The 19148-nt window shown below is 63.1% G+C and carries 20 protein-coding genes; 4 read left to right on the top strand and 16 right to left on the bottom strand.

What is annotated here, in order from left to right; all coding sequences use genetic code 11:
• Window positions 1-24 precede the first annotated feature (24 nt).
• The 5 genes from ASE79_RS07115 to ASE79_RS07095 are packed head-to-tail and all read right to left on the bottom strand — an operon-like array spanning window position 25 to window position 4981.
• Window positions 25-771: a PepSY domain-containing protein gene (locus ASE79_RS07115; RefSeq protein ID WP_268796159.1), complete on the bottom strand. Its 747-nt coding sequence runs from the start codon at window positions 769-771 to the stop codon at window positions 25-27.
• Complete coding sequence (locus ASE79_RS07110; protein WP_056413985.1) at window positions 768-1979, bottom strand: copper resistance protein B; 1212 nt, start codon at window positions 1977-1979, stop codon at window positions 768-770. Before ASE79_RS07110 ends, ASE79_RS07115 begins: the two co-directional genes overlap by 4 nt.
• Window positions 1976-3907: a copper resistance system multicopper oxidase gene (locus tag ASE79_RS07105; protein WP_056413982.1), complete on the bottom strand. Its 1932-nt coding sequence runs from the start codon at window positions 3905-3907 to the stop codon at window positions 1976-1978. The genes ASE79_RS07110 and ASE79_RS07105 overlap by 4 nt, the downstream gene beginning before the upstream one ends.
• A 43-nt stretch (window positions 3908-3950) precedes the next feature.
• Complete coding sequence (locus ASE79_RS07100; RefSeq protein ID WP_056413980.1) at window positions 3951-4544, bottom strand: RNA polymerase sigma factor; 594 nt, start codon at window positions 4542-4544, stop codon at window positions 3951-3953.
• Window positions 4541-4981, bottom strand: coding sequence for a periplasmic heavy metal sensor (locus ASE79_RS07095; RefSeq protein WP_056413978.1), 441 nt, complete (start codon window positions 4979-4981; stop codon window positions 4541-4543). Before ASE79_RS07095 ends, ASE79_RS07100 begins: the two co-directional genes overlap by 4 nt.
• Window positions 4982-5492: 511 nt before the next feature.
• Between ASE79_RS07095 and copC the strand changes: the two genes are divergently transcribed.
• The 4 genes from copC (at window position 5493) to ASE79_RS07070 (ending at window position 9791) form a co-directional block, all read left to right on the top strand.
• Entirely contained in the window at window positions 5493-5864 is a 372-nt protein-coding gene (copC, locus tag ASE79_RS07085; RefSeq protein WP_056413975.1) for a copper homeostasis periplasmic binding protein CopC, read from the top strand.
• Window position 5865: 1 nt separating this feature from the next.
• Window positions 5866-6795 (top strand): copper homeostasis membrane protein CopD, encoded by a 930-nt coding sequence (copD, locus tag ASE79_RS07080; RefSeq protein ID WP_056413972.1) that lies wholly within the window; start codon window positions 5866-5868, stop codon window positions 6793-6795.
• A 330-nt stretch (window positions 6796-7125) separates the two neighbouring features.
• Window positions 7126-9411, top strand: a complete 2286-nt coding sequence (locus tag ASE79_RS07075) for a heavy metal translocating P-type ATPase (protein WP_082445153.1) — start codon at window positions 7126-7128, stop codon at window positions 9409-9411.
• Window positions 9408-9791 carry a MerR family DNA-binding protein gene (locus ASE79_RS07070; RefSeq protein WP_056413965.1) on the top strand — a complete coding sequence of 128 codons (384 nt, stop codon included), beginning with the start codon at window positions 9408-9410 and terminating at the stop codon, window positions 9789-9791. Before ASE79_RS07075 ends, ASE79_RS07070 begins: the two co-directional genes overlap by 4 nt.
• A gap of 355 nt (window positions 9792-10146) precedes the next feature.
• Here the strand turns inward: ASE79_RS07070 and ASE79_RS07065 are convergent, their stop codons facing one another.
• The 11 genes from ASE79_RS07065 to ASE79_RS07015 form a co-directional block, all read right to left on the bottom strand.
• Window positions 10147-11577 (bottom strand): hypothetical protein, encoded by a 1431-nt coding sequence (locus tag ASE79_RS07065; RefSeq protein ID WP_235516792.1) that lies wholly within the window; start codon window positions 11575-11577, stop codon window positions 10147-10149.
• A 28-nt stretch (window positions 11578-11605) separates the two neighbouring features.
• A complete protein-coding gene (locus ASE79_RS07060; RefSeq protein WP_056413957.1) occupies window positions 11606-12106 on the bottom strand; it encodes a hypothetical protein in 501 nt (166 codons plus the stop codon).
• A 75-nt stretch (window positions 12107-12181) separates the two neighbouring features.
• Window positions 12182-12493, bottom strand: a complete 312-nt coding sequence (locus tag ASE79_RS07055) for a hypothetical protein (protein ID WP_056413955.1) — start codon at window positions 12491-12493, stop codon at window positions 12182-12184.
• A 19-nt stretch (window positions 12494-12512) separates the two neighbouring features.
• Window positions 12513-12809: a hypothetical protein gene (locus tag ASE79_RS07050; RefSeq protein ID WP_056413952.1), complete on the bottom strand. Its 297-nt coding sequence runs from the start codon at window positions 12807-12809 to the stop codon at window positions 12513-12515.
• Window positions 12810-12821: 12 nt separating this feature from the next.
• Window positions 12822-13466 (bottom strand): hypothetical protein, encoded by a 645-nt coding sequence (locus tag ASE79_RS07045; protein WP_056413948.1) that lies wholly within the window; start codon window positions 13464-13466, stop codon window positions 12822-12824.
• A gap of 250 nt (window positions 13467-13716) precedes the next feature.
• The gene (locus tag ASE79_RS07040) at window positions 13717-14328 is read right to left on the bottom strand and encodes a DUF7007 domain-containing protein (RefSeq protein WP_056413945.1); all 612 of its coding nucleotides are present in this window, start codon (window positions 14326-14328) and stop codon (window positions 13717-13719) included.
• Between the two features lie 49 nt (window positions 14329-14377).
• Window positions 14378-14911: a thermonuclease family protein gene (locus ASE79_RS07035; RefSeq protein ID WP_056413942.1), complete on the bottom strand. Its 534-nt coding sequence runs from the start codon at window positions 14909-14911 to the stop codon at window positions 14378-14380.
• Window positions 14902-15093 carry a hypothetical protein gene (locus ASE79_RS07030; protein WP_156359583.1) on the bottom strand — a complete coding sequence of 64 codons (192 nt, stop codon included), beginning with the start codon at window positions 15091-15093 and terminating at the stop codon, window positions 14902-14904. The genes ASE79_RS07035 and ASE79_RS07030 overlap by 10 nt, the downstream gene beginning before the upstream one ends.
• An 11-nt stretch (window positions 15094-15104) precedes the next feature.
• Window positions 15105-15728, bottom strand: a complete 624-nt coding sequence (locus ASE79_RS07025; RefSeq protein ID WP_235516791.1) for a DUF6927 domain-containing protein — start codon at window positions 15726-15728, stop codon at window positions 15105-15107.
• Window positions 15729-15767: 39 nt separating this feature from the next.
• Window positions 15768-16682, bottom strand: a complete 915-nt coding sequence (locus tag ASE79_RS07020) for an ArdC family protein (RefSeq protein ID WP_056413933.1) — start codon at window positions 16680-16682, stop codon at window positions 15768-15770.
• A 97-nt stretch (window positions 16683-16779) separates the two neighbouring features.
• Entirely contained in the window at window positions 16780-19059 is a 2280-nt protein-coding gene (locus ASE79_RS07015; protein ID WP_056413930.1) for a ParB/RepB/Spo0J family partition protein, read from the bottom strand.
• Window positions 19060-19148 lie beyond the last annotated feature (89 nt).

Here is a 19148-nt window from a genome sequence, read left to right as displayed (position 1 = left end):
AGGTATTGGTCCACCTAGAGAAAGTTACGCGGCCACGTTGCGCACCCCTTGGATTTTTCTTTGTTTGCGGCGCGGCCAGCGCATGTAGAGCAGCACCACGCCGGCGACGGCAAGAGCGAGCCCCCCAGCCGCGAATGCCATCATCCAAGGCGTGTTGAAGTCCTCATGGTTTTTCCAGTCCATGATGTGGAGGCCCCAGAAAAAGTCGTAAAGCCGCCACGTGCCGGTTCGGACACCGACAATCCTGCCGTTTTCTGGTGAAACAAACACACGGGTCGTCTCGGCGTCCTCAAACTGCACGCGCCAGACCGGCAACTTGCCACGGAACTCGGTGCTCCTCGTTCGAGCAAGCACGACAGATGCAACAGGGGCACCGGGGCCGCGATATGCCGCGCGGGCAACTCGCATCGCGAACGGTGCATCGATGCGCGGCATCGGCAAACCGCTCCGCGCATCGTGCATCCGGACCGTCCCGTTTGCCATCGTCAACTCGGCGACGGGTTGTCCGAGCAAGGTCGTGTAGCGCAGCTCGAGCACAGGGCCGGGAGCAGCGCCCAACACCGATGCCGGGGAAGCGAACTCCTGAGCCGACCCGAGCATCGTCGTACTCTCGCGCGCAACGAGATATTCTCCCCGCACCCGCTCGATCGGCAGGATGCTCATCAACAAGCCGCTGGAGAACCAGAGCAGTAGCTGCACCCCGATAATCAGTGCCAGCCAGCGATGTAGCTTGCTGGCACCGACATGAAGGCGGAGCCTGCCGCTCCTCAGAACCAGGTCCTCACGCCGGCAACAAAGCTAAAGCCGCCCGTGTCATCACCGCGTGCCCTCGTGAAGCGTGCCGTGTCCCCGAATTGGCGTTCCCATGACACGCCGATGTACGGCGCGAACTCGCGGGATTTTTCGTATCGCAGCCTAAGCCCCAGTTCGAGGTCGGTGAGCCCCGATCCGATGCCGTCTTGTCGCACGTCCTGAGCCGCAAAGTTCGCCTCCACGCGGGGCTGAAGGACGAAGAATTGCGTCACCCGCTCATCATACCATGCCTCGGCACGGCCAAGCACGTCGCCCTTATCCGACAGGAACACCGCCCCCTCGACGTCGAACCAGTAAGGCGCAAGCCCCTCGACCCCGATCGTCGCATAGGTGCGTGACGGGTTCGGCTTGAAGTCGTAGCGGACGCCTGCCTGGAGGTTCCAGTAGGGATCGAGTGCGCGACTATAGAGCGCTTGTACCTCGGCCGCTTCGAGCGGTTTGCCGAACGTGCCTTCGCCCTCGCTCTTCAAAGTGAGGCGATTGATGTCGCCTCCGATCCAGGCCTCGCCATCCCATCGATAGCCATCCCCGCCTTTGCGAGCCTGATATTCGGCAAGATTAAACAGGACCTGGTAGTAGGTCATTCCGCCGTGCTCACGGCGCAGATCGCGGTTGGCATCGGTCATGGTCGCCTCGCCATAATAGCGTGACGCCGCCAGCACCGGAGATGGTGCCGGCGCGGGAGCGTTGCCCGGCTTCAGGTCTGTACCGACAGGTACGGCCGCCATTCCTGGCATAGAAGACATGTCATGCTGCATGATCTGGCCGGGCGCCATATCCATACCGGGCATCGCCGACATATCGTGTCCGGCGTGCTCGCCTGATTCAGTAGCGGGAGCAGGGTTCATGCCTGGCATTTGGGAAATGTCGTGGCCGGCGTGCGGATCGGTCGCGTTCGCACCGCTCATGTCCATACCGGGCATCATGTGTCCGGCATGCGGATCGGCAGGAGGCCGGGAGGAACGCTTCGCCGGCACCTTCCTAGTCACGGCTTTTTTGGCAGGAGCCTTCTTAGGGGCCGGCCTCGATTTCGCGACCGGCTTTTTCGCTGGCATCTTCATGGCGGGCATACTCATGCCCGGCATCATCGAATGGTCCATCGTCTGTGCCATGGCGGGTGTGGCGGCGACCAGCGCGCCGATCCCGGCGAGAAGCAGCGCCTTCATGCGGCCTCTCCCTTCGCCGAACGGACCTGGACGACCTGCATCATGCCCGCGTGCATGTGGTAGAGCATGTGGCAGTGGAAGGCCCAGTCGCCCTCGTTGGCAGTCACGTCCCAACTGACCTTACCCCCCGGCTGCACCATGACGGTATGCTTCCTCGGGCTGTATGCGCCATGCCCCGTCACCAGTTCGAAGAAGTGGCCGTGCAGGTGGATCGGGTGACCCATCATCGTGTCGTTGACCAGCGTGACGCGGACCCGCTCGCCGGCAAGAAACGGGATCGGTGCCTTCACTTCGGACAGCTTCTCTCCGTCGAGCGCCCACATATAGCGCTCCATGTTGCCGGTAAGATGGATCTGAACCTCGCGCGACGGTGCGCGCAAATCGGGATTGCGATCGACTGCGACCAGATCGCGGTAATTCAGCACACGGTGCCCGACATTCTCCAGGCCCTGACCGGGGTCCCCGGTACGATCCATCGGCATCGGGGAAATGGTTTGGACACCCGGCCCCTTCTTCACGCCCGGAGCTTTCGAGAAGTCGCGCATGTTCATGTCCATGCCCGCCATGCCGCCCATCGCCATACCGCCCGCAGCGTCCGGCGCGCCTGCCATGCCTGGCATTGTAGCACCCGATTGCATCGCGCCATGATCCATGCCGGCCATGCCGGCCATTTCACCAGCACTGGAACCCACAGCACCATGATCCATCGCAGCGGCGGGTTTTCCAGCCGCGGCCATCGATCCATGATCCATTCCGGGCATGTTGCCGTGATCCATGCCCTGCATCGAACCGCCGCCCGACATGTCCATGTTCATGTCCATCCCCATGTCTTTCATGGTCGCAACCGGGCGCTTGCGAAGCGGCGGGACTTCCGCAGCCATGCCTTCGCGGGGGCTAAGCGTCGCGCGCGCCATGCCGGACCTGTCGACGCTCTCGCCAACCAGCGTGTAGGCGCGCTCGTCCGTTGGGGTGACGATCACGTCGTATGTCTCGGCCACGCCGATCTGGAACTCATCGACCTCGACGGGACGGACGTTGAGGCCGTCCGCTTGGACGACGCTGAGTTTCAAGCCCGGAATCCGGACGTTGAAGGTCGTCATCGCGGACGCATTGATAACACGCAGCCGCACGCGCTCGCCGGGCCTGAACAGCCCAGTCCAATTGTCCTGCGGCCCGTGACCGTTGACCAGATAGGTGTAGTTTGAACCCGTCACGTCGGCGACGTCAGTCGGGTCCATCCGCATCTTACCCCAATCGAGGCGATCCTTGAGAGGCTGATCCTCGCCCTTGAGCAAGCCGGCAAGCGTCTGTTGCTGCCGGTTGAAATAGCCCGACTGCTTCTTGAGCTTCATGAAGATGCGGTGCGGGTGCAGTTGGCTATGATCGGACAGCACGATTACGTGCTCGCGATCCGACTGGATCGGGTCGACACCCTTCGGGTCGATCACGATCGGGCCGTAAAGCCCCATTTGCTCCTGCAACCCTGAGTGGCTGTGATACCAGTAGGTACCGGCCTGGACGATCGGGAACTCGTAGGTGAAGGTCGTACCCTTCTCAATGCCGGGGAAGGCAACGCCGGGCACGCCGTCCATCTGGAACGGCACTATCAGGCCGTGCCAGTGCAACGAGGTTTGCTCATCGAGTCCGTTCTCGACATGCAGCCGCACGGTCTGACCTTCGCGCAGTCGGATCAGCGGCGCAGGCACAGTGCCGTTGATGCCGATGGCGTGGCTCTGCCGTCCGTCGATCATCATCATCTGGTGCGCTACCCGGAGCCGGATTTCATCACCCGATACGGTTGGTAGCGGCTTTACGATACCGGCGGAAACGGGCTGCGCCCATGCCGGCATGTACGCCGACAGCGCGACGCCGCTTCCAGCAAGAGTGGCACCGCGCAGCAATTGGCGGCGGTCTAGAACGCGCGACATGGTAGCTCCTTGGGATTGAGCCGCTGCCGGCCCTTCTCACCCTTTACGCGTCCCGCGCGCCTACCCCTCGGCTTACGTTCAATTTTTCGCTGAGGCGCGCGCGAGCCCGGTATAGGCGGGTTTCGACTGCCTTCTGGCTGATCCCCAATACCTCGGCCGTTTCCGCCTGGCTCAAACCCTCGATTGTGCGGAGCACCAACGGCTCTTTTAGATTCATCGGCAAGGTCGCGATGAAGCGCGTCACCTTATCGAGTTCCTGTCGATCGGCTGCTGCGTCATCGACCGCTACCTGATCGTCCGCGATCGTCTCAGCCTGTTCGTCCAGGGGTGCGGCAAAGGAGAAGAACCGGCGCACGGCGCGCTTCCTTGCCCAATCCCGGCATTTGTTGACGGCGATCGTAGAAAGCCATGCTTTCATTGCCCGCTGGGTATCGTAGCGCGGCATCGCCTGGTGCGCCGCGACAAACGTCTCTTGAACCAAGTCGAGCGCTTCGTCGGCCTCGCCGACAAAGGCGCGCGCAAGCCGGAATATTGGCTGGCGATAGCGACGCATGATTTCGGCGAATGCCGCCTGTCGGCCGGCGATGCTGAGCGTTGCCAGTTCGCCGTCGGACAGGGTGGTCCAATCGAGGCTCACCCCTGTCCGTCGGTGAGCGCCTTCACCACCGCAGCATCGAATTGGGGGGTCTGATCCGGGCGCAAAAGCTGCCGCATGGCAAAAATATGCGCCAGCGTGGCCTTCTGTAACTCGCCCATTGCAGCATGACTCTGATCGACCGCAGCGGTCACTTTGGGGCCGTTGCCATGCTCCGTCTCGATTGCCTCGGCTAGCCGAGCATTGTTTGCGCGCATTTCCAATTCCAGCGAACGGCGTTGCACCGCAAACCGGTCCTCTAGGCTCTTCAACCGTGCCTGCTGATTGTCATCTAGCGCGAGCTTATGATGCAGGACTTCGTGCAAGGCAGTGCCCGGTTGCTTGGGCTGGGGCAGCAACGCGCGCGCAAGGAACACGCCTGCGATAGCCGCGAGGAAAGCCAGTACAACGCAGACGATAAGACGCTTGGCCGAAGTCATGGCTCGCCAATCAACAAGGCCGATGGCGCCAGTGGCGATGCGCCCCCGAGCGGCGAAAGCGACACCGCAGGGCTGGCGGTCGCCGGAAGTTCCGCGCCAACCATGCCGATCGCGAGCGCTGCGACCATCACGCCCCCGACACCCAATCCGGTCANGATGCGCCCCCGAGCGGCGAAAGCGACACCGCAGGGCTGGCGGTCGCCGGAAGTTCCGCGCCAACCATGCCGATCGCGAGCGCTGCGACCATCACGCCCCCGACACCCAATCCGGTCAACCGTGCGACGGGCCGCGCACCGATGCGTGCGAACACCTGTGCTTCGATCCCGTCCAGCGATGCCGGCACGGGTGCGCCCGCCAGCCTCGCCAATGTTCTGTCTAGATCGTCCATGCTGTCCACTCCGCGCCTCTACCACCTGTTACGCAGCGATGCCCATCACCCCTCGACTTTCGTCATGAGGGGCGAGCGGCCGGGCCGCGTAGAACAGGAACCAACCTGATCGGAGTAGCCCCCATGCGTCGCGTCTTTCTTCCTACCGCTGTCGTCCTTCTCGGGCTTGCTGGAGCCGCCCAGGCCCATCCCAAACTCGTATCCGCATCGCCGGCACCGAATGCGATGGTCGCGAAGCCCGCCAATGTCACACTACGCTTCAGCGAGAAGCTGATGCCAAAGTTCTCCGGCGCGGATCTGATGATGACCGGGCATGGCGGCACGACGCACGCACCGATGAAAGTCGCCGGGACCGCAACTATCGGCTCGGACGGTCGCACCCTCATCGTCACGCCCAAGTCGCCGCTCGGCGCGGGCAGCTATAAGCTTGCTTGGCGTGTCGTCTCGACCGACACACACCGCATCGCCGGAAATTACGCCTTTGCGGTGAAGTAAGATGGAAGCCGATTGGCCACTGATCGCGGTTCGCTTTGCGCTCTACCTTACGCTGAGTGGGCTGTTCGGTCTTTCGGCATTCGGTCTCTACGGGCTCAAGGAGGGCGAGCGCGGTGACGCGCTTGCCTTCCGCCCTTGGCTTCTTGGGACCGGGCTGTTTGCCCTTCTACTGTCCGGCATAGCTATCGCGCTGCTCGCGGCTGCGATGGCAGGCACACCCCCGTGGCCGATCGATCGGGAAGCGATTGGAATGCTGCTCTCTGACTCCGCAACGGGCACGGCATGGAAAATACGCATGATCGCGTTGGTGATGGCGTCGATCGCTGCTCTCATGGCAGCGTGGCGCACGATGCCGCTGGCCCTGGTTGTCATCTCTTCCGGGGTCGCTCTCGCGACGCTCGCCTGGACGGGGCACGGGGCGATGGATGAAGGCGCAACTGGGTGGGTGCATCTGGCGGCCGATATCCTCCATCTTCTGAGCGCTGGTGCATGGGTTGGAGCACTGCTCGGGCTTGGGCTGCTGGTGACACGACCAGCGTGCCGCATCGATGCCGCGCACCTCACGCTGACGCATCGAGCGCTGCACGGGTTCGGTATGATCGGCACGATCGTCGTCGGCACGATCGTCGTCACTGGCCTCGTCAACGCGTGGCTGCTCGTCGGCGTTGTCAATGCCCTGAACCTCGGCGTGACGCTATATGGCCGGCTGCTGATGGCGAAGCTGTTGCTGTTCTTGGCGATGCTCGGGCTTGCCTCGGTTAACCGCTTCCGGCTGACGCCAGCATTCGAGCGGTCGATCGCCAACGGCGATCATCCCGGTGCCCTCGGTGCGCTGCGACGAAGCCTGGCCATCGAAACGGCCTGCGTCGTATTGATCTTGGCGCTGGTCGCCTGGCTGGGCACGCTCGAACCGCCCGCTTCAGCGATGTGAGGGCAATCCCTCCACGGCGCGTAGAATCCGATGGTTGACCCTTACACCGATCAGGCCTTGACCCTGACATAATGTCAAACCCTACATGCTTTCGGGTCGAAGGAGTCTTACGCCATGACCGACCCTCATTCTCATGATCCTCAAGCCAAGCGCTGCGGCTGCTCGGAAAAGCGCGAAGCCGAGCCTGCGTCGGTAGTGCCGGCCGTCGCGCTTGCGTCCTGCTGCTCGGGTGAACCGGCGAGCGGGGCTCCCGCGACAGTCGATCAAGCTCATAGCAACGCCAAGCCTGGTGGCTGCTGCTCTGGCGACCAAGCCGCCAAGGGCACGACGATGGTCACGGACCCGGTGTGCGGGATGACCGTCGATCCGGCGAAAACGGCGCATCATGCCGAGCAGGCCGGCCAAACCTATCATTTTTGCAGCGCCGGTTGCCGGACCAAGTTCGTTGCCAACCCTGACGCCTATCTCGGCGACAAGCCGAAGCCTGAGCCTAAGGCAACGCCAGGGGCGATCTGGACGTGCCCGATGCACCCGCAAATTCGTCAGGAGGGGCCAGGAACATGCCCCATTTGCGGCATGGCCCTCGAACCGGAGGAACCATCGCTTGACGATGGACCCAACCCCGAACTGGTCGACTTTACCCGTCGATTGTGGGTGGCAGGGGCGCTCACCGTGCCATTGCTCGTCGTTTCGATGTTCGCCGAGATGTTCGGGCTGCACGTCGTCACCCCTGCCGCTTCGCCTTGGGTTCAACTCGCGCTTACCGCGCCCATCGTGCTGTGGGCGGGGTGGCCGTTTTTCGAGCGGGGGTGGACGTCGCTTCGCACCCGCCACCTGAATATGTTTACGCTGATTGCCCTCGGCGTCGGCGCGGCATTTCTTTACAGCCTCGTCGCGACGCTCACGCCTGGCGTCTTCCCTGCGACGTTCCGCATGCACGGGGGCACGGTCCCGGTCTATTACGAAGCTGCCGGCGTCGTCGTGACGCTGGTGCTGCTCGGACAGGTCTTAGAATTGCGTGCCAGAGCGGCGACGGGGCGCGCCATCCGCGCCCTCATGGATCTCGCTCCCAAGACAGCGCGACGGCTGCTGCCTGACGGCTCCGAGGAAGAAATTGGTCTTGCCGAGGTGGCAACCGGCGACCGGTTGCGTGTTCGTCCCGGCGAGGCCATCCCGGTCGATGGTGTGGTGGTCGATGGCCGTTCCTCGGTCGATGAGTCCATGCTCACCGGTGAGCCAGCCCCCGTCCTCAAGGACGTCGACGCGGCTGTCACCGGGGGCACGGTGAACGGCACAGGTAGCCTTGTCATGGAAGCCCGTGCAGTCGGCTCGGATACGATGTTGGCGCGCATCGTCCGCATGGTCGCGGAAGCGCAGCGCAGCCGTGCTCCAATTCAGGCTGTCGCCGATCGGGTCTCGGGCTGGTTCGTGCCCTTGGTCGTTCTGATTTCGGTCGCGACGTTCGTGGTGTGGTCACTGGTTGGGCCGGAGCCGCGTATGGGTCATGCCCTTCTCAATGCAATTGCCGTGCTGGTGATCGCCTGCCCATGCGCGCTCGGGCTCGCTACCCCTATGTCGATCATGGTCGGCACCGGACGCGGCGCGCAGGCCGGCGTGCTGGTCAAGAATGCTGAGAGCCTACAGGCTCTCGACAAGGTGGATACGCTGGTCGTCGACAAGACAGGCACGCTTACGGAGGGAAAGCCGTCGCTGATCGCCATCGAGGCAATTGGCACTGTTGGTAAGAACGACATGCTAGCGCTCGCTGCGGCGGTCGAAGGCCAGTCCGAACATCCGCTAGCCCACGCGATCGTCGTCGCCGCCAAAGAACGGGGATTAGAACTCGGGACGGTTGTAGAGTTTGCCTCGCAGACCGGCATGGGTGTCAGCGCCACGGTTGGCGGCCGATCGATAGTAATCGGCAACGCAGCACAAATGAACCGGGTCGGTGCCGATCCTCAATCACTCGACGCCGCGGCTGATCGTCATCGAACCGAGGGAGCCGGCGTCATCCTGGTCGCGATCGACGGCGCGCTCGCCGGCTTGCTCGCGGTTGCTGACCCGGTGCGCCCTTCGGCGCGCGACGCTATCGCGGCCCTTCGCAAGGAAGGTCTGCGCGTGATCATGTTGACGGGCGACAATCGCGGTACGGCCGATGCAGTCGCTCGGGCCGTAGGTGGACTGGACGATGTACGCGCCGATCTGCGCCCGGAAGACAAGGCTCGGATCATCGGCGAACTCAAAGCGGGTGGTGCCAAGGTCGCTATGGCTGGCGATGGTATCAATGATGCCCCGGCGTTGGCCGCTGCCGACGTCGGTCTCGCGATGGGGACGGGAACAGACGTCGCGATTGAAAGCGCTGGCATGACGCTTACCCGAGGTGACCTCTCGGCGATCGTGCGCGCCCGCAAGCTTGCCCGCGCGACGATGAGAAATATTCGCCAGAACTTGTTCTTCTCATTCCTGTTCAACGGGGTTGGCGTGCCCGTCGCAGCCGGTGTGCTCTACCCGGTTGCCGGAGTGCTTCTGTCGCCGATGCTGGCCGGCGCGGCGATGGCGCTCTCTTCGTTCACCGTCGTGCTCAACGCGCTGCGTCTGAACACGGTAAAATTATGAACATCGGGGCGGCATCAGAGGCCAGCGGCGTCTCGCAACGCATGATCCGCCACTACGAGAAGATAGGCCTCGTGCCCGCACCGCCCCGGCGCGGGAGCTACCGAGACTATGCGGACGCGGACATTCACCGGCTGCGGTTCATCGCAAATGCGCGAGACCTCGGCTTTCCGATTGAAGAGATCCGCACGCTACTCGGCTTGTGGTCGGATCGGGACCGGTCGAGCGCCGAGGTGAAGGCGTTGGCAAAAGCGCGCGCTGCCGAGTTGGGCCGCAAGGCGCGTGCGTTGAAAGCTATGCAATCGGCATTGATCGACTTGGTTGAGCGCTGCAACGGCGATGATCGACCGCAGTGCCCAATCATCGAGAGTCTTGCTGATTAGTTCGATCGGACGCAGCGCTAACCAGCATTCTCGCCTTTTGCCGTCGCTATGCTGACATTCTCAAATTACGCAAAATGCCAATTTTGGGAAGCATTTTGTATTCCCGAAATTTGATCCTTTTCGAGAAAGACGGCAGCGTCGCAGGATGTCGGCCAGCGCGACGGATCATCCGTAAGCCGACAGGTCTATCATCCCAATCCTGGCCGTTACCGAACCAACTTCCGCCCTACCATTCCTTTCATAAACGACCCTCTTCCGGTGTAATAGCGGCGCTGGCGCGTCCCCTACGGGAAGCGCCTTTCGTAAACCCCTTTCATCCGCTGACCGAAAGGCAAGGCTAGTGTGAAAGCCAAGCCTACCGTGAATCTGTGTCCGGATAATGCACAGGGGCCATCAGGCGCGTTGCGCCGCCAAAGGCGCGCAGGGCCGCGGCCATCTCGCGTCTGATATTCGTCTTGTTGGAGACGATGATCTCGGGCGCGAGACGATCACCGGTGGAGGTCGCGTAGCCCTCGGCGGGCGTACCGTCCTCGGCCTCAATGCGGATCAGGTGACCACGCCTGGGCGCGGGGCCGACATGGCGAGCAGTAAACTCGCCGAGCTTACCAGTCAGGCCCTTGATGGCCTTGCCCCAGCGGATGTGGCCGGCGCCGAGATTGTCTGTGCCGTCGTAGCCCCGGTCGAGCCAGCAGCGCAGATGGGTGCGCTGTTGCAGGAGCGAATTGCGCGATCGCTCCATGTTCGCGCACAACGGCAGAGCGCTGGCGAAGGCGTCGACGATGCGAAGGTAGTCACCCTGTACCGCGATCAGGATGTCATCGATCTCGCGTCCGCGGAGGATGGCACGCAGCGCGTCACCATTGCGAGGATCCGCAATGATCTCGTCGGCACGCGTTGCCGAAATAGGAACCGGCGTCTCGACCGGGCAGTCGGTCACGACGAAGCCAGCATGGCGATCGATCGTGACGATCGTCATTGCCTCGGTCCCGTGTCTGGCACGGACCTCGTCGCTCAGTCGCAGACCAGATACCCGCATCAATCCCGGCGTCACTTCCTCGATCGTGGCATCCGCGACGATTAGTAAACGGCGCGACCACCGCGTTGGGCGGGCATGATCGTTCGGCTTCGGCCAACTGCTCGGAGCCGGTCGAGCGACCAGAGGCGGTGCCTCAATTGGGCGTTGATTGTCCTTACGCATGGCTGCCAAATTGCTGCGTCGTGCGGCGTCGAAGAGGTCGCCCTGATCGCCGCCTCCATCGGCGAAGCCCCGGTCGTAGGCGTCACGCTTGGCCTCTTGCCGGCGCGAGCCATCAGCGCAAAAGCGAAAATCCCAACCGGCCTCGGCCGCGGTCCAGCCGCTCGCATAGGCAACCGCAAGATCCCAATCGTAGCCGTGGAGATCCCGACCACGTAGGATAGCAATCTCGCTATCGGTGATCGTCCCGTCCTGGGCGCGCGATGCCATGAAGGCGAAGTTGCGGTTCTGCCGCTCTGCTTCCGTCTTCGCGGCGATCGCGTCATTCAAGGGCTTCATAGCCGCGATCCGTTCGCGGCCCCGCGCCATTCGGTCAACCAGTGGCGCCGTAGGTGGGAGATCCGGGTAGGATCGCCAAATCCGCGCGAGCTCGGTCGCTTGCTCGACCGACCGGCCACGCGTCAGCCAGCAGCGCATGTCTGTAGAATCGAAGTGGTCCAGTGCCACGTCCCCACCGGCACGCTTAGCCCTGACAGCGGGAAATGCGCCCGCCGAGAGAATCTCGGCGGGCTGCGATTGCAACATCAGCATTGGCTCAATCCTTTGAGGACAGGCGGGATTACGCGGCGGTGAGACGCTGGCGCGCCGTGTCAGCCTGTTGCGGGAAGGCCGCTGCCAGATGGCCGTGGAGGATCGCGAAGTCGGCGATCGGGAACGTGCCGTTAGCGTTCGGCCGTGTCGTCAGGAGGGCACCGATTACCAGCTCGGTATGGTCCGAGCGTTCGATCTTCGCGACTTTGCCGGTGTAGGTGACGGGTGCCGTGAAGCCCGCCTCGAGCCAGGAGCCAAGCCCCTCCTCTACGGCCTGGGCATAGGCCGCGACCGCCTCGCTATCTTCGTCCTCAACCTTCAGGGCGAGCGTCCGATAGATACCGAAGTCATGCCGGTTGGTGTGGACGATCAGCTTGCATCCTTCCGGTGGCATGCCGTGGCGCGCGATCATCGCCAGTTTGTAGGCCATCACCTCGTGCGTATTGGCCACCTCGAAGTCGATGGTTTGCCCGAGTTGCGCGCATTCTTCGTTGGCAGGCGCGCCGCCAATATCGATGATGTGGGACATGGGAGGTTCTCCTTCGATCCACCTGGATCAAAAGTATCCCATCCCCCTTCCCTCTCCCGTCGCGCAGCGGATTGCTCAGGACCGATAAAGGAATGGGCGCACTGCGCGTTGCGCTGGTCCGTCGGTCGATCCCAGCGTCTTCAGGCGATCGGTCTCTAGCGTGGCGCCTAGGTCGTCCGGCAGGCTGGCATAGCGCGCTGCGATTTCAATCGCGGAGGCCGCGGTCGGTAACTCTTCGGGTTCCGTGCCCTGCCATTCGACCATGTCATCCTCGCCTTCCATGGTCGGGTGAGAACGCAAAACCTGGACGAAAAACGTCGCAAGCGGTCGATCCCAACCGATTGCGACAGTGGTGCCGGCGTTGCCGGTGAAAGTATGACGGCTCATCAATTGATCCCCCAGTCGGTCAGGAAGCGAGCGTTATCCACTCAGCGTGCCACGGGCGCGGACGTGGCGTAAAGCGGAGTACGCCGGGGAGTGGTCCGGCATCGTCCGCCAACCGGTCGACCAGCCAGTCGATGTAGAGAATGGCATCAGCCATATCCCCCTCGAGCAGATCGTCGAGCATCGACGACTGGCGTGCGTGCTCTTCGCTCATCATCGGCCAATCGAGGGCGTCGAGGAAGCGTTCGCGGCGCTCGATGAAGCGGGCGAGATTGGCGGCGTCAGCGCGGGCAACGGCAAGGGCGTGCAGGATTTCCATCGTGGTGTCCCTTCAGGCGGCGAGCGGGATGGGGAGGTTGGCCGGCGTGGCGGCACGCTTCAGGCCAAGCTCGCGGCACAGCCGGTCTGCGAACCGGTCAGGCTTCAGAAGGTCCCGGATCGAGGCGAAACGGTTTGGCTGCTGGTGGCCCTCCGACACCGCGCGATAGGACACCTCGCGTCCTTCGTGCCGACCCCCGATCTGTACCATGACCGCAATATCGGCCGCGGCGAGCAGGACGTTACCCGACTGGTCGGGGGTGCCCTCGAAATTGCACACCGTGTAGGTTTCCGGAGCAAGGCCGAGTGCTATCGCCAGCTGCAGCATCGCCGCGCGGCCATCTTCGTGAAACCGGTTTTTGGCGACGACGTCATATTCAACGCCTCTGATCGCCAGCGCCAACAAGGTCGGAAAGCGCTGCAGCTCCTGCAGCCGGCGATGGCAGGCTGCACGCAGGACCTCTGCGTCTGCGTGATTGCTCGACACGGTGGCCATGTGCCGCGTCAGCAATACCACTGCAGGGTCGCTGTCCGGGCTCACTCCGGCGTTGCGACAATCCTCCAAGGCCTTGCCGATCGCATGTAGCGTGGCGGTGACAGTGGTGAGGGCGCTTGGGTCCAGCGCTTGTTGGTGGCGGAAAGGCACATCGTAAATCATCGACGCATGCTCCGAATAAGGTCCGCACGCCTTTCTGGCGCACGCCCCTCACCCCCCTCTCTCCTCCGCATCACCGGGTTCGCGCTCGTATCGTCAGCCCCTCAGGGCTGGGTGCATGGGCATGCCTCGGCAGAAAGATATTGCCGGTTTTCGGAAACATCTTTCCGGTCGTCAGGCGGCTAATCACACCTCCGGCGCGGTATCCGGAGGGCATGAGCGAGCTCGGCGTGGCTTCGTCATGCAGCCATCGCTAGGGTGATGGCAGTAGCTCCACACCGAGCGCGGCGAACGTATTTACCGGGCGCGTGCTGTCGTAGCGCGCGGCATCGCAGAGGCCGGTGAAGTCCGGTCCTTCATATCTGACAAAGCCGAGATGATCACATCCCGCGATGCGCTGCCCGGTCACGCCGACTTTGCCCTTTGGCACCCAATCCGCCCAGTCTCCCGACGCGGACCGCACGCCGATTTCGCCGATAGATGCTTCTAGAATTTCGACTTTCTTGAGCACGTAACTGTCGCTCGGCGTGATGACCTCGCCGGTGAATGCACCGTACTTGCAAGGGCGCCAGTGGCGTGCAGTTTGGTGGGCCAGGTCACGTTCGATGTCGAAATTCTGATCCTTCAGGTTAGCGAACTCGGCCTCGAAACCGATGACGACCAGCGACCAATTTACATCCTCCTCGTAATAGATGCTGTCGAGGCGGAGAGCTTCCGGCATTGCCGCCTGGCGCTCATCAGACAGGACAAACCCGCCGTGTGAGGGCGTCGTAACCCACCAGACCCCTGGCAGGCGCTGGGTTGCCATATCGGGCGTGTCCCAGAGCGTATGCACGGGCGCAGGCGTGGAGGCGAAAGCGGGCATGGTCTTCTCCTAGATCGATGCCCGTTCTCTCCCCCTCTTCTCCCGTTTTTCAGCGCGTCCCTTTATCTCGGGGGCGGCTTTCGCAGGAGAGGCGCTCGCCGCGGCGCCACTTGGTCGGATCGGTGAAATAGCCGGCATGGACGCCGGCATGGCTGGCCTCGGCGCGTTCATAAGCAGCGACATACCGTTCTGCCCGTTCCAGATCGTTTTTGAGATAACTGGTCGCAGGGACGGCGAGGCCGGCTGCAATCATGCTTTCTCCGAGATCCTGGCCGTCGATTTCCACCGTTCCGATCGGCCGCCCGTAACTCTGCTTCCCGGTTAACCGGATGGTGCTGGTCCCGGTCTTCAGGAGCTTCGAGGCGTAATCCTGCGCCGCCTTTCCGCATGGCCAGCAGCCATTCGAGTTGCGGCATAATTGCCGTTTCTCGAAGGCGTCTGCACCGAAAAGGCGAACGTCGAAGGAGACTGTATCCCCATCGATGGCTCGGCCGTCGGCGCGAATTGCGGACTGGTCTTCGGCCTGGCGTGCGGCTTGCCCGCAGGCCGCAACAAGGAGGGCGAGGCCAAGGATCAGGCGCATACGCGCGTGTCCTCGATCGAGAGCAAAACCGCGTCAACGACCCGCCATGGCTGCAACGGTTCATTAGTCGCGATCACCGCGGTCTCGAATCCGTCCTCCTGCATCCAGGCTGCGACGCGAATGGCGTTGGAGTGGCTGCACAATATGCGGCGCAGCGGCGAAAGAGGCGTGTCATCAGACATGGGCAATTCCATCATGCTGCTTTTGCAGAGGGGAGCGACGGTGCGAAGACCGTGCGGTGGATCCTGGTCTCCGGCACGACAGACCAGGACAAGTCGCGGAAATGCGATATTCGATAGTGTCCGTGTCCCTCGCTGCTGTGGAACGTGATCTTTTCACCCCGCTTCACGACGATAAACTCGGTGCCGCTATGCCCATCGCTAAACTTGATCGCGCGTGGAAACCTGATCCGCATGCCGTTCTCCACCTTGCGGGCATGGAGGCGTAACCGCATGAGGCAGCGACGGCGCCAGTCGAGCGCGCTTTCCTTAGCGGTCGGCGACAGCAGGCGCAGGATCCGGGCGGGGCATCCGGCCTCGCAGGGTCCCATCGATTCCTCCATGTCCTTGTACGCGAATGAATATCCGTCCTTGGCCTTGGGGTTCCAGCGGACAAGGCACACCAACGCGATCACATATTGCACCTCACCGTCAGCAAGGATCTCAGTCGCTGCGTACCAGACGCGGTTTCCGACGAATGCGCTGTCGATGACGCGCATGCCGCGCGTGCCGCCACCATCGTCCGTGCGACTGTAGGTAAATTGCGTGTCGAGATAGGCCTTGGGCGTGGCATGTCCGCCCATGCCGGCGCTGGTCATTGAGAGCCAACCCATGTCGTATCCTCCGGTTTTTGTGGGTCATGCGGCGAGCCGCGTCGCAGCGGTGTCGACCGTTTTGGTCGAGAAGGCGCGCAGGTACGAGAAGGCCTGTTCGGCCTTGGTCGCGGCGAGAAAAATCGCGGTCTTGTCGGCACGGAGCAGTCCGAGCCAGCTGGCGAGATAGGAGGCGTGGCTGTCGTGGATCTCGGTTGCCAGGCCGAGATCGCCACAGACCATTGCAGAGCCGAGTTCCGCGACGAGCTCTTCGACGCCGTAAGCCTTGTCACCAAAGCGCTTACCGAAGGTGCGATCGAGCCTGGAATGATGCCCAGTCCAGTGACAGCTTTCGTGCGCCAAAATCGAGGCATAGGCGTCGGCCGACCGGAAGCTGCCGGGCCGCGGCATCTGGATGTAGTCGAAGGTTGGGTCAAAAAAGGCCCGGTCGCCGCCATGTCGGACCTTTGACGGCACAGCCGCAAAGAACCCATCGATCCGGTCCTGTCGGTCCGACAGAAGCCGCGGGGTCGGGGGGACCGGAACGGGGTAGTAATAGTCCGGCAGCCCCGTGATCTCGTCGGCATTGTAAACGACGTAGGACCGTAGGAACCGGATCATCCGGTCGGCCGACATGCCGAGCAGGCTGGGGACGCCGGCCTTGCGGAACGTCGAGGCGTACACGGAGAAGGACGGCCGTGCGTCGCGGCGTACTTCCCCGCCAAGCGCACGCGCCTGGCGAGCGGTCATCCAGTACCGGCTTTGATAGCCATAGGTGTCGGCGGTAGCCCACAACCACAGCGCGTTGATGCCGTTATAAGCGACGCCTTCGTGGCGGAGCGGCCTGCCGCTCTCGCCGATGATCGACCACGGGCGCTGCCAGGGCGTGGTGCCCGCCTCGAGCTTGGCAATGATGGTGGCGGTGATGTCGGCCGCGATATCGCGGGTTGCAGCGGTCATGGCGCTGTCCTCTTCGGCCAGGTGAAACGATACTGCCGGCACCGCGAGGTAGCGCGGGCCGGCAGTGAGGGTACTCAGGACGGGATTGCCGAGTGCGCTATTCGGCCGCGACGATCTCGTCCGTCACGGCGTCGTCGTTGTGATGTTCCAGCTGACCCGCGTCGACGTCGCCTTCCCGGTGCTCGCTGCCGTCTTCCGGACCGTCACCAATCAACGCAGCCAGATCGTCTCCGCCGATTTCGCTGTTTCCGGCGTCGGGATCGATCTGGTCGTCTTCCCCCTCGATCAGGTCGGCAAGATTGCCCTGCTGCTCGTCAGCGTCCTCGGCCTCGGCCTCGGCGTTGGTTACCGGGTTCGTGAAGCACATCGCAGTCGGCAGCCACTTGAGCGCGGCTTCCTTGATCTCCGGCTCGACGATCGCGTCACCACCGAACAGCTTCTGGCACGATGCCGAGACTTCGGGTTTCTTTTCGGTCGCATGGCGGCTCGACAGAGCAGGTCCGCCCACCTCATGGAGCAGCGAGATCAGTGATCCCTTGGACACGCGGTCGAAGAAGTTTTCCGAAGTCGGCCGCCACCAGCTGGCAACGTCGATATCGAGGATGTTGGCGAGGCGGCCATGGAGCGGGTTCTGCCGGTTCGAGCCGTAGGCGATCTTGGCCTCCAGCGAGGTCGCGACGATGTAAGCCAGCCACGCCGACTTCACCTCGTCGCCGAGCGCGCGGAATGCCTCGAACCGCACGACCTGGTCGTTGGATTCCGTCCACGACGCGTCGAGCCCGTCATGCACCTCGCAGAGGTAGTCGCGTGCGCGTGATGCCGGCATGTTGCTCAATAGGATCGGATCCTGCGGCCGGTCGGCCCGGATCGTCGTGCCATCGTTCGAGGAGGCCCCCCGGCGCCCGTCGACCATTGCGAAGAGCATGTAGTCCAGTGCCAGCCCCGGACTGGCGATCAACGCCGCACCGAGAACGTCGCGTCGCTGCATGGCCAATTGGTCGCTGAGAACCTGGCTGAGTGCCTTGCCACCCGGCGCGGCATTGTCGGGATCGACGACCTTGTCGTTGTTACCCGTAGTCGCAGTCGTGGCGCCCTCCTCGATGCGGAAGGTGGGGGCCTGAATGACGCGATCAGAGGCGGCATCGCCATCATCGCTTTCGTCATTGGCTTGCCCGCCTTCAACGTCCCCGTCGACCGGCTCCGGTTCAACCACCGTCACCCGGATCGGCGTCTCGCTGTAATAGGTCGCGTCCAGGACCATCGTGCCCGACTGCGACAGCGTCAGGAAGGCACCTACGCGAGGGGCGAGTTCGGGCGGAAGGAAGGACGGGCGGCGATCGAGCGTTTCGAGTTCCTCAGCGAGGCGATCGTTCTCGGTTTCCAGCGCGGTGAACGCTTCGTCGGCCAGCTCTTCGTTCTGCATTTCGTCGTGCAGTTCAGCCATGCGCTTTTCGATCTGCTCGGCGCGTTCGGCTTCCTCGAGCGTCATCGGCTGCTCGGGCAGGCTGATCCGGTGGAGATTTCGCGCGGCGTCCCAGGTGCTGTGACCGGCGATTGGCCGGATCCACGCCAGACCGCGTTCCTCGCCGATCCTTGCCGCTTCGGCTTCCATCAGCGTGGCTGCCAAGGACCGCGCCACGTCCGGCTGCAGCCAGCGTTCGCCGTCGTTGCTGAAGAGGTCGCGATCTACGACGCCGCCTGCAGCTTCATAGGCCTCGACCCCGACCAACAGGGCAACCGGATCGTTGGCGCGCATCATATCGGTCGCGATGACCCGGCGGATGGCGTCGGCGTTGTAATGCGACATCGAGCCATAGGTCGACCAAACGCGAAGCTGTGCTTCATGGCTGCTGGTCGACGCGTAGGCTTTGGCCATGTCGAGGGTGAGGTCGCCGCTCGCCAGCTTGGCGAAGATCGGCTCGGCAAGATCAGCCAGGCGCAGACGCCCCTCGATGAAACGGCGCGTCACGCCGAACCGCTTGGCAACGCCGTCGATATCGGTGCTGCCGTTCAAGAAATGCTGGAAAGCGCGGCATTCCTCGGCAGGGCTCAGCTTCATATGCTGGAAGCTGACAGCGAGCGAGGTTTCAGTCAGTTCGGCATCGTCTCCCTTCATGATCCGTACCGGCACCTCGTACTTCTCGGGATCGATGACGCCGCGCTCGACGAGCAGATTGAGTGCACGCCAGCGCCGGCCGCCATCGAACACCTCGAACATTCCGCGGGGCCGCGAGACGGGCGTAACGAGCAGGTTCTGCAGAACACCGCGGGCTTCGAGATCGGCAGCGAACGGTTCGATCTGCAGCGTCTCATCCGGTGCGGTGCGGACGTTGCTGGCGGAGAGGCGGAGCTTCGAGAGCTTGACGGACTGGATCATGGGGAAAGCACCCTTCGTTTTTTCGAGCATCCGACCATTTTCGGACACCTATTCCCTTCCCCCTCCCTCCTTGGCGTTTTGGTTGTCCC

Origin of the sequence: Sphingomonas sp. Leaf28 (assembly GCF_001421685.1) — a bacterium.
In the GTDB taxonomy this organism is placed as follows: Bacteria; Pseudomonadota; Alphaproteobacteria; order Sphingomonadales; family Sphingomonadaceae; genus Sphingomonas; species Sphingomonas aurantiaca.
Note: the sequence above shows the minus strand (reverse complement) of the source record. Positions and strands in the feature narration are given on the sequence as shown.

Excerpts from the sequence above, each read along its gene's own strand:
- ASE79_RS07110 (WP_056413985.1), bottom strand. The coding sequence starts at position 1,979 with ATGAAGGCGCTGCTTCTCGCCGGGATCGGCGCGCTGGTCGCCGCCACA.
- ASE79_RS07105 (WP_056413982.1), bottom strand. The coding sequence starts at position 3,907 with ATGTCGCGCGTTCTAGACCGCCGCCAATTGCTGCGCGGTGCCACTCTT.
- ASE79_RS07095 (WP_056413978.1), bottom strand. The coding sequence starts at position 4,981 with ATGACTTCGGCCAAGCGTCTTATCGTCTGCGTTGTACTGGCTTTCCTC.
- copC (WP_056413975.1), top strand. The coding sequence starts at position 5,493 with ATGCGTCGCGTCTTTCTTCCTACCGCTGTCGTCCTTCTCGGGCTTGCT.
- copD (WP_056413972.1), top strand. The coding sequence starts at position 5,866 with ATGGAAGCCGATTGGCCACTGATCGCGGTTCGCTTTGCGCTCTACCTT.
- ASE79_RS07075 (WP_082445153.1), top strand. The coding sequence starts at position 7,126 with ATGGTCACGGACCCGGTGTGCGGGATGACCGTCGATCCGGCGAAAACG.
- ASE79_RS07070 (WP_056413965.1), top strand. The coding sequence starts at position 9,408 with ATGAACATCGGGGCGGCATCAGAGGCCAGCGGCGTCTCGCAACGCATG.
- ASE79_RS07065 (WP_235516792.1), bottom strand. The coding sequence starts at position 11,577 with ATGCTGATGTTGCAATCGCAGCCCGCCGAGATTCTCTCGGCGGGCGCA.
- ASE79_RS07060 (WP_056413957.1), bottom strand. The coding sequence starts at position 12,106 with ATGTCCCACATCATCGATATTGGCGGCGCGCCTGCCAACGAAGAATGC.
- ASE79_RS07055 (WP_056413955.1), bottom strand. The coding sequence starts at position 12,493 with ATGAGCCGTCATACTTTCACCGGCAACGCCGGCACCACTGTCGCAATC.
- ASE79_RS07050 (WP_056413952.1), bottom strand. The coding sequence starts at position 12,809 with ATGGAAATCCTGCACGCCCTTGCCGTTGCCCGCGCTGACGCCGCCAAT.
- ASE79_RS07045 (WP_056413948.1), bottom strand. The coding sequence starts at position 13,466 with ATGATTTACGATGTGCCTTTCCGCCACCAACAAGCGCTGGACCCAAGC.
- ASE79_RS07040 (WP_056413945.1), bottom strand. The coding sequence starts at position 14,328 with ATGCCCGCTTTCGCCTCCACGCCTGCGCCCGTGCATACGCTCTGGGAC.
- ASE79_RS07035 (WP_056413942.1), bottom strand. The coding sequence starts at position 14,911 with ATGCGCCTGATCCTTGGCCTCGCCCTCCTTGTTGCGGCCTGCGGGCAA.
- ASE79_RS07030 (WP_156359583.1), bottom strand. The coding sequence starts at position 15,093 with ATGTCTGATGACACGCCTCTTTCGCCGCTGCGCCGCATATTGTGCAGC.
- ASE79_RS07025 (WP_235516791.1), bottom strand. The coding sequence starts at position 15,728 with ATGACCAGCGCCGGCATGGGCGGACATGCCACGCCCAAGGCCTATCTC.
- ASE79_RS07020 (WP_056413933.1), bottom strand. The coding sequence starts at position 16,682 with ATGACCGCTGCAACCCGCGATATCGCGGCCGACATCACCGCCACCATC.
- ASE79_RS07015 (WP_056413930.1), bottom strand. The coding sequence starts at position 19,059 with ATGATCCAGTCCGTCAAGCTCTCGAAGCTCCGCCTCTCCGCCAGCAAC.